Annotated in this window: 13 protein-coding genes and 2 pseudogenes; 14 read left to right on the top strand and 1 reads right to left on the bottom strand. The window is 33.1% G+C overall.

What is annotated here, in order from left to right:
- The first annotated feature begins 280 nt into the window (after nt 1–280).
- The 14 genes and pseudogenes from KW502_RS09935 (at nt 281) to KW502_RS09875 (ending at nt 10,338) form a co-directional block, all read left to right on the top strand.
- Nucleotides 281–892: a lipase family protein gene (locus tag KW502_RS09935; RefSeq protein ID WP_219040402.1), complete on the top strand. Its 612-nt coding sequence runs from the start codon at nt 281–283 to the stop codon at nt 890–892.
- Complete coding sequence (locus KW502_RS09930) at nt 889–1,299, top strand: hypothetical protein (protein WP_219040401.1); 411 nt, start codon at nt 889–891, stop codon at nt 1,297–1,299. Before KW502_RS09935 ends, KW502_RS09930 begins: the two co-directional genes overlap by 4 nt.
- A gap of 224 nt (nt 1,300–1,523) precedes the next feature.
- Entirely contained in the window at nt 1,524–1,703 is a 180-nt protein-coding gene (locus KW502_RS09925; RefSeq protein ID WP_219040400.1) for a hypothetical protein, read from the top strand.
- Nucleotides 1,704–1,989: 286 nt separating this feature from the next.
- On the top strand, nt 1,990–2,781 hold the full coding sequence (locus KW502_RS09920) for an RHS repeat-associated core domain-containing protein (protein ID WP_369412523.1): 792 nt from the start codon (nt 1,990–1,992) through the stop codon (nt 2,779–2,781).
- Entirely contained in the window at nt 2,726–3,355 is a 630-nt protein-coding gene (locus tag KW502_RS09915) for a hypothetical protein (RefSeq protein WP_219040398.1), read from the top strand. The genes KW502_RS09920 and KW502_RS09915 overlap by 56 nt, the downstream gene beginning before the upstream one ends.
- A 278-nt stretch (nt 3,356–3,633) precedes the next feature.
- Nucleotides 3,634–4,467 (top strand): RHS repeat-associated core domain-containing protein, encoded by an 834-nt coding sequence (locus KW502_RS15560; RefSeq protein WP_219040397.1) that lies wholly within the window; start codon nt 3,634–3,636, stop codon nt 4,465–4,467.
- On the top strand, nt 4,409–4,921 hold the full coding sequence (locus KW502_RS09905) for a hypothetical protein (RefSeq protein ID WP_219040396.1): 513 nt from the start codon (nt 4,409–4,411) through the stop codon (nt 4,919–4,921). The genes KW502_RS15560 and KW502_RS09905 overlap by 59 nt, the downstream gene beginning before the upstream one ends.
- 360 nt (nt 4,922–5,281) lie before the next feature.
- Entirely contained in the window at nt 5,282–6,628 is a 1,347-nt protein-coding gene (locus tag KW502_RS09900; RefSeq protein ID WP_219040395.1) for an RHS repeat-associated core domain-containing protein, read from the top strand.
- Between the two features lie 3 nt (nt 6,629–6,631).
- A complete protein-coding gene (locus KW502_RS09895) occupies nt 6,632–7,030 on the top strand; it encodes a hypothetical protein (RefSeq protein ID WP_219040394.1) in 399 nt (132 codons plus the stop codon).
- A gap of 307 nt (nt 7,031–7,337) precedes the next feature.
- On the top strand, nt 7,338–8,225 hold the full coding sequence (locus KW502_RS09890) for an RHS repeat-associated core domain-containing protein (RefSeq protein ID WP_369412526.1): 888 nt from the start codon (nt 7,338–7,340) through the stop codon (nt 8,223–8,225).
- A 4-nt stretch (nt 8,226–8,229) separates the two neighbouring features.
- The gene (locus KW502_RS09885; protein ID WP_219040392.1) at nt 8,230–9,015 is read left to right on the top strand and encodes a hypothetical protein; all 786 of its coding nucleotides are present in this window, start codon (nt 8,230–8,232) and stop codon (nt 9,013–9,015) included.
- A gap of 80 nt (nt 9,016–9,095) precedes the next feature.
- A pseudogene (locus KW502_RS15705) lies at nt 9,096–9,164 on the top strand (hypothetical protein); the annotation flags it as partial.
- A gap of 150 nt (nt 9,165–9,314) precedes the next feature.
- Nucleotides 9,315–9,872 carry a hypothetical protein gene (locus tag KW502_RS09880; protein WP_255554199.1) on the top strand — a complete coding sequence of 186 codons (558 nt, stop codon included), beginning with the start codon at nt 9,315–9,317 and terminating at the stop codon, nt 9,870–9,872.
- A gap of 1 nt (nt 9,873) precedes the next feature.
- Complete coding sequence (locus KW502_RS09875; RefSeq protein WP_219040391.1) at nt 9,874–10,338, top strand: hypothetical protein; 465 nt, start codon at nt 9,874–9,876, stop codon at nt 10,336–10,338.
- A gap of 381 nt (nt 10,339–10,719) precedes the next feature.
- On the opposite strand, the pseudogene KW502_RS09870 reads toward KW502_RS09875, so the two are convergent.
- A pseudogene (locus KW502_RS09870) lies at nt 10,720–11,975 on the bottom strand (IS3 family transposase).
- Nucleotides 11,976–12,080 lie beyond the last annotated feature (105 nt).

The raw sequence follows: 12,080 nt of genomic DNA, 5'->3' as shown, positions 1-12,080 counted from the left end.
GAAAATAGAAAAAATGACTATCTTTAAAACACCGATGGGCTGCTTAAAACTCACATATTTACCTGCCGAAAGGCACGGCCGACCAGAAAATACGCTACACGTTGTAAAGAGCGGAAGCTCGCGCGAGGCAAAATGTGTACAGTTGTGGCTCTCTGTTGACCCAATGGCGGAGAAATATCCTTCTTTATCTCCCTATATTTATACCGCTAATAATCCGATAAAATACATTGATCCTGATGGAAGGGACATCATACCTGTTCATGGAAAATGGTCCAATATTTTGACTTGGGAAAATCTAAGTGGGATAACTAAGGCATCTAATAACTTATTTAAAGATAATAATCTTGGAGTGTCTTTTCCATGGTCAGGAGATAATTTTGCGGGTGCAAGGACTACCGCAGCAATTGGATTAATTGATCACGTAAGAACACAGATGAAATCTGAGGACTTTAACGGTAAAATCACTTTAGTAGGTCACAGTCATGGAGGAAATGTTTCCATTGAGGCTATGAATATGATGGTTGAAATGGAGGAGTTCAACGATGTTGAATTGAACTTACTTACCATTAATACTCCAGTTCGTGATGACTACCAGCTATCTGAAAAAGCTTCGGAACGTGTTAACCATGTAAATGTTTATGACGAAAAAGACCCTGTGCAAAGCAACGGAGGTGACAGTAATGGGAATAGAATTTTTGGGGTTTATCTAAGTGGAACAAGAACAGGGCACAGAATAGGAGAGCAGAAAGGTTCAGGAGAGTTAGGGCCTGCGGGTAGAACGTTTGAAAATGCTCAAAATATAAGTGTTGACAATCCCCAAGGTGTGGGAGGAGATTTTCATAATTCCCATAACAGAACTGATGATTGGATAGATAAAACTAAAACAGAATGAGATACTTGTATTTTTTGATTATAGCAATCCTTTTTAGTTGTAATGGTCGTAATATAAAGACCTTAAAAAATGATAAAGTAAAATCTGAAAATTTACCAATTGAGATTTTAAAATGTATCAAAAATCCAAATAAATTTCAAGAGGAAAGAAATAATATGCTTATTGAATTACCAAAAAATAAGAATGTTAATTATAAGGTGGAAAATGTAAAAACTTGGATTGGGCCATGGGTAGCTTACGTAAAATTGACAAATATAAAGAATGGTACCTGTTACAAAATTGATCAAGGTGTTCCCAGTCCATATATTATATTTGAAAACAAACTTTATATACCAAATAAATACAATATATTTACCACAGAGGATGATTTAAATTCATTAGAGTTTACCCGATATGATTTGAAATAATTAAGAGAAATATTCATTAAAAAAAAGGACCCTGCAAGACTAAAATTGCAGGGCTTTTTATTTATATAAAGCTGTAGCTTGATTTTGTTTAAGTAACGTATCAGAAGTGTGAAGACGTACTGTTTTTAATTCTTTTCCAGTTTTTTGATGTGAATAACTCTTAAAATAATATAACGTTTACCAGCCTATCTTGTCCCTCAAGGAGGAAGCTCAGGGGGTTAGCCATGGATAACCAAGTGGGCGAGGCAGGGCAGGCCCTGATCGCCACCTATGCCTCTTTGGAAAAGGAACTGCAATTGGGTAGCCTATTTACTTATGGCGGCAGCGGGGTAAGCAGTAATTTTGCCCATAACAATAACGATTACGATGCCTACTGGTACCATCCCGACCATTTACTCGCGTAGTTGTTATTGTGTTTAGGAGCTCGTGAACCTCCTTTGTCGGTTTAGCTCACTGGCTTCTATTGCTTTAGGAGTTCGTGAACCTCTGTCGGTTTGGGAAGTTCAAGTTATATCACTAACTTAGCAGGGAACATCACACAACATATAGGATGGAACGTAAAGAAAACAGCCGGTGGCTGTTTTTAGTGAACAGGCCAGCTTGCCGCGTTGGCAAACCATTTGGAGAAATCGAGGAACGAGATTCAACGAGACCTTTTTCTAAAAATAAAAAATATCGAGTTAAACATTGGTGGAAGAGCATTTAAACTCTTATAACAGTCCGTACAAGTTCAATGCCAAGGAACTCGACGAGGAGACCGGGAACTATTACTATTGGGCAAGGTACTATAACCCTAAGTGGAGCATTTGGCTCTCTGTCGATCCATTGGCGGAGAAATACCCCGGGTGGTCTCCGTACAACTATACACTGCAGAACCCGGTTAAGTTTGTGGACCCTACGGGTATGGTTGTTGAGTATCATAAAGACAATTCACTTTGGTTCAATTTAGGTGCTAAGTTGAGAATATTTGCTCAGTCAATATTCGGAACAAAAGAAACACGTTCTACAATTAAACAGCTGAAAGAAACTGATAATGTGATTACTATAAAGCAAGATTCAGAAGGAAGCTTTTTAGGAAGTAATGCACAGCCAAAAAAACTCTATGATTATGAAGAAACTGCTTTAGAGGATCCAAGCCTTCAAGTTCCAGGTGTTGATGCTACAAAAGAGCAATGGCAAGAATATGAAAAAAAATTCCAAGAATACCAGAACAATAAACCTACAGAACATAAGGACGGAACTGGTGATGGCTCTTACGTAACATTAGATTATACAAAAATCAGTAAAAAAGATGGTTACAAGAGAAATAAAACAACAGAATTATTTCACGAACTGTTTCATGCAAAACGAATCGACGACGGTGCTGCACAAGATAGAAAAACTGAAGAAATAAAAGCCTCTCAATTTATAAATAGAAACTTTAGAAATGAAAAGAACAGAAGAAGAAAATATGGTGATTGGAAAGTTCCTGCTAAAAATTAACATTCTAATTTTTATAGTTTTGTTTTCACTTAGTTGGAATGCTAAAGCTTTTGATCAATACACAAAGCCAGAATCTCAATTTTTTTTCTTATTGAAAAGTGACAGTATAGCTTTTGACCTCAAAGTCTCATCCGAAGATTTGAAAAATTTATCAGTAGTAAAATCTAACTTGTACAGCATTCAAGAGGTGAAGAGTTTTAAAAATTATAGTAGGGTTATTCTCAAAAGAAATGTATGTGAACAATTAGTACCTCAAATACAATTAACGTACAATGAAGAAAATGAGAAGGAGAAAACAATCAACATATTTTTCTTTTCAAAGTTAATTGATATTGATAAACTTTCGACAATCGACAAAATTATATTTGATAAGAAAAAAGATATTGTACCCCCTCTTCTTTTTATGTCTTCACTTCAGATAGGTAATTATGTACTTTGTATTAATAACAAATCATATAAAAAATTTGAAACATGGAATGAGTTTTATTTTATGTGTTATATCCTTAAAAATGGAGAGTACGAAATATCTGAAAATAATTGTAAAAACCCTTATTTTAATTTTATTGTTAAATAGATTAAAATAGAAAATAATCCCTGCAAGATTAAAATTGCGGGGCTTTTTGTTTACATAATACTTTGGAGTTTTCTTTTCTTAAGAAATTGAAATCGAAGTTGAATTTGAAGAAAGTTAGATAGGTAAAAAATCTTATCTTTATAAAATAAGTTCTTTGGATGCCTTGTTCTCCCCCTTGGGGGGAGCTAGAGGGGGCTCTTGGAATATTTACCATTTGGAGAAATCGAGGAACGAGATTCAACGAGACCTTTTTCTTGAAATAAAAAATATCGAGTTAAATGTTTGTAGAGGAGCATAAAAACTCCAATAACTCTCCTTATAAGTTCAACGGGAAAGAGTTGGATGAGGAAACGGGGAATTACTATTATGGGGCTAGGTACTATGATCCGAAGTGGAGTGTTTGGTTGAGTGTTGACCCAATGGCGGAGAAATACCCCGGGTGGTCGCCTTATAATTATACGTTACAGAACCCCGTGAAATTTGTTGATCCAGACGGGAATGCTGTTTGGAAACCTGACAGTAAAGGAAATCTTATTGCTGAAAAAGGTGATACAGTAGAAACTTTAGCTAAATATCTGAATCAAACTTCAGAAAAAGTCGGAAGCTCTTATAACTATAATGGTAAAAATATAGGTACTAATTTTGAATTTAGCGAGGGCGACAAGGTTATCGTGGATAATAATATGACTAGATCCATAAAGAACTCTAATGGTAAAACTCCTACAGGTCCAGATTCAAATAACCCAATTACACCTTCAAAAGATAACTATATATGTGATCAAGCATCACAAATGGCTGTAGATGAAGTAGAGATTAATCCTAAAAACGCTATGAACTATAGACAATTTATGCCTGAATCAACTACAAAAGGATTTACTGAAGTAGAAAATTTTGACAATGTTGATTTTGGAAAGGGTATCGCAATAATAGGAGGACAACATGTTGTAACTAATTATGGTCAAAGTAAAGATGGAACACAATATGTTTATTCAAAAGACGGTAGATTTTATAAACCTCAAGTAAGAACGCTTCAAGAAACTATTGATATATATAATGAAAATCAAACAACTAATTTTACAATGGATGATGTCAAATATTACAAGCAAGATTAAAATGCTAAAAACTAAATTAATCATCTCTTTTATTTTTGTGGTTGGTATTAGTTGTTCATCAAATAAAGAAGATGGGTATGAAATAAAGTTTTATATAGATGAAAAAAAAATATCTATCAAATCTCCTCTGTATGAATATGAGGAAGCTTTATATGTGAATTTGAATAACAAAGATAAAAAATCACTTCAAAATGCACATGTAGAAAAAATTGAAATTTTAATCAAAAATGAATTATATAATGCTTTACCAGTTAAAATTGCTTTTTCAAAAAAAATCACTTCTTCAGATTTTATTTTTCCAGTAGAAAACAAAACTGGTAATATCATAATTGAGACTTTTGAAGGTAAATATTATGTTCCTCTTATTTCTGAAAAAACTTCTATTAAAAATATGATTGATGATAGCATTATTACTCCAAAACATTTAAAATTTAATGATATTATTTTGAACTAGTTTATTTTATAGAAACTATATATGTTATTTTAAATAACTTACAGTAATCATTTCGGTAATGTAGTAAATTGGTGCTTTTTAATATGATAAAAAAGCCCTGCAATATTAAAATTGCGGGGTTTATTGTTTACATAATACTTTGGAGTTTTCTTTTATTAAGAAATTGAAATCGAAGCCTGAAATTGAAGAAAGTTAAATTAGCTAGAAAAACCTTATCTTTAAAGCAAGAAGTTCTTTGAAAGCCTTGTTCTCCCCCTTGGGGGGAGCTAGAGGGGGCTTATGGAATATTTACCGTTTGGGGGAAATCGAGGAACGAGATTCAACGAGACCTTTTTCTTGAAATAAAAAATATCGAGTTAAATGTTTGTAGAAGAACACAAGAATTCGAATAACTCTCCTTACAAGTTTAATGCAAAAGAGTTAGATGAGGAAACAGGTAATTATTACTACGGAGCGAGGTATTATGATCCGAAGTGGTCAATTTGGCTTTCTGTCGATCCGTTGGCGGAACAGTTTCCGGGATGGAGCCCATATGCTTATGTTCACAATAACCCTATAAATATGATCGATCCCGATGGCAGGTCTGCTGATTGGGTTGATAATGGTGATGGCACCTGGACAGCGGAAGCGGGCGATAGTGCTTATTCACTAGCTCAAGATGCCGGTATCTCAATGGAGGAGGCAAACAGTATAGTGGAAAGCCAATTAGGTGATAATTATATTAGGGAATCTGATGGGATGTTGATGTCAGATGTTGAAATTGGTGATGAAGTCCGTGTAAGTAATCCTACAACTGTCAATTCTCTTTCTTCAAACAGTGAGTTGTCTTCTAGTAATTATGAATTTTCAGGTAGTAGTTCTTTAAGTAATGATAACGCGAGTAGTTTGAATAATCTAAACACTTCTCTTTCTGTTGCAGGTTATGCAAAACTTGGTCAAGAAGCTTTGGTTAAGGGACTAATTAATTCCAAAGATTTAGCCCCGGCAGTGAGTTCTTATTTTAAGATTGGAGGTTATGGCTTAGGGGCTTTAAGCATGGGTGTTAATGCCGTACAGATTGAAAATGCTGTTAAGAGCAATAACAAACAAGCAACAAAAAAGGCATCCGCGGAATTAACAGCTAATGGTTTTATGACTTATGGAGGACCTATAGGATTGGGAGTAGGTTTAGGAGCTCATATATCTTTATTTTTAAACCCTACTATGGCAAATCCCGAAACACCAAAAGACTATAGTTATCAAAACCATTGCTTTGTAGCAGGGACTAAAGTAACTATGAGTGATGGGCAACAAAAGAATATAGAAGATATTAAAGTTGGGGATGAAATATTAAGCTTGAACATGGAAACAATGAAAGTGGAATCAGATCAAGTAATTGAGCTCCCAAATAAATTTCATATCCAAAGAATGATATATATGGAGTTAGATAATAACCTCGAGGTAATATCTTCCCCAAATCATCCATTTTACGTAAAATCCAAAGGTTGGAGCACACATACAACCCACGGAAATAATTCGTATGCAAAATTGGAAATAGGAGATACTCTTTTCTATTATGAAAATGGTAAAATAAAAGAAACCAAAATAATCAAAATTATTGATGAGAAAAAAGAAGCTCCAATGTATAATATAAAACATGTCCAGAACAATAATACTTTTTTCGTGAATGGAGTTTTAGTTCACAATAAATATAAAACAGAAAAATAATAAGTGAGTTTTATAAAAAAAATAGTTAGAGCCTATCAGTATATTTATTTTAGATTTGCATTATTCCAACAAAAACAATGGAATGGAGATGAAAACTTAAAGGCATTTAATACCGGATATGCAATCTCTTTCAGTTCTGTTGCTTTAATTTATTCTTTAGATTTATTGATAAGAAGAATATCTGATTTTGAAGGCTTCTTTGTTAATTCTTATAGGATTTTTGGATTGGTAATTATTGTTTTTATTTTAAATGTTCTACTGTTCAGGAAAGATGATGAAATATTATATGATAAATTTTCCCAAAATAAGGAGAGCAATTTATCATGGAGAATTAAGGGGTTCTTCTGTTTATTTTATATTTTCGGTCCAATCATTTTATTAATGGCTCTTTTGCTTCTATAGACCTAAATAGGTAATTTATCTGGTAATTGATAAATAAATGTAATAACATAATCCCTGCAAGATTAAAATTGCGGGGTTTTTTATTTAGCGAACGCCTGTTTGGTCTTGAAGTTCTGGATATAGGTATCGATAAGGTTAAATAGGTGAAAAATCCTATCTTTATAGGAAGAAGCTTTTTGAAAGCCTTATTCTCACCCTTGGGGGGGAGTTAGAGGGGGCTCTTGGAATATTTACCGTTTGGTGAAATCGAGGAACGAGATTCAACGAGACCTTTTTCCTAAAATAAAAAATATCGAGTTAAACATTGGTGGAAGAGCATTTAAACTCTTATAACAGTCCTTATAAGTTTAACGGAAAAGAGTTGGATGACGAGACGGGGAACTACTACTATGGGGCAAGATATTATAACCCTAAGTGGAGCATTTGGTTGAGTGTTGACCCAATGGCGGAGAAATACCCCGGGTGGTCGCCGTACAATTATACATTGAACAATCCGGTCAATTTTACAGATCCTACGGGAATGTCCGTTGAAGAAAACCCTGTCTATGACTCCCAAGGTAATTATAGAGGAGATACAGAAGAAGGTTTTACTGGGGAACCAATTATTTATGATGGTAAAAAAGATTTTACTTCTATGAGTAAAGATGAGTTGGTTAATAATAATGGAGGTACATATTTAAGTAATGAAGGGTTTAATTCATTGCATCCCGATTCACGAGATAAAATTGAATCACATATTACAAATTATAATCTTGATGATGGTCTCAATATTGATGGAGAAATAAAAATTAAACACCATATAGTCAACACTGATGGCGGATTATATAATGCCAATGAAGGAACTCCTAATAATTTACTTATAAAGAGAGGGGTTCATAAAGACGGAAGCAGTGTTTCTGATGAATATTTTAAACCGACAGTAGAGAATATACGAAATTTAATAAACATTCATGAGGTTAGAGGGCATGTATTAAATAATTTGACAGGGGACCCAAAAGACCATTTTAGAATTTTTGAAATGCAAATTAATCATTTGCAATTTAATACAACAACAAAAAGTTTTAAAGGCTTTCATCTTAATCATCTATATAATTATGGAGAAAATACAGGTAATAATATCCTAAGTAATTCAAAATATAAATCACTATATTATAAGTTTGGTTATCCTTTTTATAAGTCATTAAATAAAAATTAAAATTATGAAGACTATTATTTTAATTTTCATAGGCGTGATTTTATTCTCCTGTCAAGAAGAGAATAATAATTTTTCAAAACTTTATTTTTATGAATTTTATATGAGTCCTAAAAAAATGGGGGAAATAAATATTTATATAAAAGGAGATACTTTATTTAAAAACAGAAATCATTATGACGCTTTCAATAATCGATTAGAGTATATTTTATTAACAGATAAAGAAAAAAATACTTTATCAAACATTTTAAATGTATTAAGTAACGAAAAATTAAAGCCATATTATAAAAAAAACCTGACAAATTATTATTTTAACTGGGGGTTTATCCTTCATAAAAAAAATAATGAGAGTTATTCGTCAAATATTATGGATACTATAAACCCTAAAAAATTAGATAAATTATATTCTTTCATAAGAAACAAAGTAAAATCTCCAAAGTTTACAGAGGTCTATAAAAAAAATGAATATAGAAAAATAAAAATTCAAAATATACTTAGCTTAACTCATGAAAGTAGTTTAGATTACTTAAGCGATATAAAAAGACGTGAAATGTTATACATGATATGGCATAATTTATCAACAGGAAAACTTGAAGATTGCAATCAAATTAAGAAAGCTTTAAATTTTAAATATGAAGTAGAGTTTTCCTATTTATTAAATGCAACTAATCATAAAATTGAAAAAATATATCTTAGTAAAGACAATTATTTAGTTATTAAATTTTTAAATTCAAATGATTACAAGTGTATCAAATTAAAAGATGTACAGATATTCGATAATGTGGTAGATTAGACGAGTAATATAGAAAGCGGTGCCCTTACAAGTTCAATGCCAAGGAACTCGACGAGGAGACCGGGAACTATTACTACGGGGCAAGGTATTATAACCCTAAGTGGAGTATTTGGTTGAGTGTCGATCCGTTGGCGGAACAGTTCCCGGGATGGAGCCCATACGTTTACACCCATAACAATCCTTTGCGTTATACGGATCCGACAGGGATGTCGGCAGATGATGTTATCATAAAAGGGAAAGAGGCCCAGGCTGCATTTGATCAACTACAGGCATCTGTTCAAGGTGACTTAACCCTCTCTATGCATGATGATGGAAAGGTTACCTATAAACAAAATGGAGAAGGTAAATTATCTAGTGATGCGCAACAATTGGCAAATGCAATTGATGATCATTCTGTAATTGTAACTGCAACTGCCGAAAACACTAAGGAAACTTCCTCTGGTAATTTGTATATAGGCGGGGCATTTATGGGGAATGAAGTAACTGATGAAAAATATCAAGGAAAAAATATTGTGAAAGCTTCTCAAGAGGTAAATCCCGAAGTTTTGAATAAATTTAGCGAAGCGAATGGTAAAGCAGGAAAAGGTATGCTTCACGAAGTGACGGAAGGATATCAAGGTGGCTTAATTTCACAAGGAACAGGGATTTCTTCTCCTCGATCAAATATACAAGGTAGCGTTTACCCTCAAGCACATAGTACTGCTACTAAACAACCAGGAACAGTCAACCGTAGGCTTTTTAATAAAGATGGATTAATTATCACTCCTCAATATTTGGGGAACAGGGAAATATTTACATTGACACCAAAAAGAGTGGATTATATATCAAATGGAAAAACTATAATGAGCTACCCATAAAATGAAAAAAACTTTTATATTATTTTGTTTATCATTGAGTCTTTTCTCTTGCTCTTCTTTATTTAAAAAGAATAATGAAGGCGTTAAAAGCAATAGAGCAGATACAGTTAATTTGGAATATCCTATCCTTACTGAAGGAAAGGTTTATAAAATAGACTCAACAAAAAATTACTATTTGATTTATTTAAAAGACAAGAAAACTAACTATAAAATAGTATCCTCTAAGGAAAAAAATAACGTATGCGAAAAAATAGCAGTTAATGAAATATACAGTTTCAATTTAAAAAATATTACAAACGGAAAAAATGTTGCTGAATCGAACAAAGCTTTTATGCCTACAAACTATTTGATCCTTGAAAGATGCATAAATGGTAAAAACAGTGAAAAGATATGCGTGGAAGGAGATGTTGACTTATATAAATCTGCTAATCTACAGGGACTCTGTTACATAATTATAAATAGGTAATAGATCTATCATAAAAGACCCTACAATTAAAAGTTGCAGGGTCTTTTTGTTTACATAATACTTTGGAGCTTTCTTTTCTTAAGAAATTGAAATCGAAGCTGAATTTGAAGAAAGTTAAATTAGCAAGAAAAATCTTATCTTTATAAAAATAAGTTCTTTGAAAGCCTTGTTCTCCCCCTTGGGGGGAGCTAGAGGGGGCTCTTGGAATATTTATCATTTGGAGAAATCGAGGAACGAGATTCAACGAGACCTTTTTCTAAAAATAAAAAATATCGAGTTAAACATTGGTGGAAGAACATTTAAACTCTTAATAACAGTCCGTATAAATTTAACGGAAAAGAGTTGGACTTGCAATAAAAAACAGGACTTTAAGTTGAGTGACTATGCTGCTAGTTTTTGATTATACATATCTATTTCAAATTCTTTAATGGTTCTGTTGCCTAAATAAGAATGTCTTCTTCTGGTATTGTACCAGGTTTCTATCCACTGAAAGATAGATAACTCTGCCTGTGATCTAAGCTTGTACTTATGCCAATATACCCACTCTACTTTTAGAGATTTAAAAAAGGATTCCGCCACGGCATTGTCCCAGCAGTTTCCTTTCCGACTCATAGATTGTTTTACCAGGCCATTATAGCTTTTAAGTAGATTAGTAAATCTTTGGCTGGCATACTGAATACCTTGGTCTGAATGGAATATCAAAGGTTGTGTGAGTGTGGTATTTTTAATAGCCATCTGCCAAGCTTTTATAATAGTATCTTCGGTATTTAGGGTATCACTTAAAGCCCATCCTATAACTTTTCTGTTAAATAGATCAATGATCACTGTTAGGTAACTCCAACCTTGTTTGGTTTGAACATAAGTAATATCGCTTACCCATACTTGATTAGCCCTAGCTACATTAAAGCATTGGTTCAAAAGGTTTGGAGCTGTGGGGTATTTATGGTTACTATTAGTGGTCGTCTTAAACTTACGTTTCCTCTTTGCGTATAAATAGTTTGCCTTCATTATGCGAGCTATCCGTGGCTTTGATACCTTAAAACCTAAAGCTTCCAGTTCCGCTTTTATTCTTGGGGATCCATAGCTTTGGTAACTATCTTCAAAAATATCTTTGATTAATGAAGAGAGCTTCTGGTTTTCTTTCCAGAGGTTGCTGGGACCAGATTTCAACCAGTGGTAATAACCACTTTTACTAACGGCTAACATAGTGCACATCTTCTCAACAGGAAATTTCATACGATGCTGTTTTATGAACCTGTATTTTTCTTGTCGCTCGCGGAAATGCGAAGCATTCACGAATACCTTAATCTAAAATAATAAATAGTGAGCTAAAAGATGCCAATTGCCTTTTTTAGGATATCACGTTCTAATTCGGCTTCTTTAAGCTGTTTCTTTAAACGAGCTATCTCTTTTTGTTCATCGGTCATTTTAGGATTACCACGGCCGGGAAAACTATTCTTACCATAATTCTTTTGCTCTTTACGCCAACGGTAAAGAACAGCAGGTAATATATCTAAGTCTTCACAAACCTCTGCTACATTGCCTTTGGCATAACTTAGTTCTACTGCTTTTTGTTTAAACTCTAAAGTGTAATGTTTGGCTTTACGTCTCATAATTGCTAAGTTAACAACTTGCAATAATATTCATTCAACTCTATGTCCAGTCTAATGTAGTAATTCCAGTATTTGATGTAAATAGTACTTTGTTATTTTTCTAAGAATATGTTCTAAACATTAAAATTA

Origin of the sequence: Mesonia aestuariivivens, assembly GCF_019311235.1 — a bacterium.
Classification (GTDB): domain Bacteria; phylum Bacteroidota; class Bacteroidia; order Flavobacteriales; family Flavobacteriaceae; genus Mesonia; species Mesonia aestuariivivens.
This window is presented reverse-complemented; position numbering and strand designations above follow the sequence as displayed.

Coding starts and splice junctions, on each gene's coding strand:
- KW502_RS09930 (WP_219040401.1), top strand. CDS start 889: ATGAGATACTTGTATTTTTTGATTATAGCAATCCTTTTTAGTTGTAAT.
- KW502_RS09925 (WP_219040400.1), top strand. CDS start 1,524: ATGGATAACCAAGTGGGCGAGGCAGGGCAGGCCCTGATCGCCACCTAT.
- KW502_RS09915 (WP_219040398.1), top strand. CDS start 2,726: ATGAAAAGAACAGAAGAAGAAAATATGGTGATTGGAAAGTTCCTGCTA.
- KW502_RS15560 (WP_219040397.1), top strand. CDS start 3,634: ATGTTTGTAGAGGAGCATAAAAACTCCAATAACTCTCCTTATAAGTTC.
- KW502_RS09905 (WP_219040396.1), top strand. CDS start 4,409: ATGAAAATCAAACAACTAATTTTACAATGGATGATGTCAAATATTACA.
- KW502_RS09900 (WP_219040395.1), top strand. CDS start 5,282: ATGTTTGTAGAAGAACACAAGAATTCGAATAACTCTCCTTACAAGTTT.
- KW502_RS09885 (WP_219040392.1), top strand. CDS start 8,230: ATGAAGACTATTATTTTAATTTTCATAGGCGTGATTTTATTCTCCTGT.
- KW502_RS09880 (WP_255554199.1), top strand. CDS start 9,315: ATGCATGATGATGGAAAGGTTACCTATAAACAAAATGGAGAAGGTAAA.
- KW502_RS09875 (WP_219040391.1), top strand. CDS start 9,874: ATGAAAAAAACTTTTATATTATTTTGTTTATCATTGAGTCTTTTCTCT.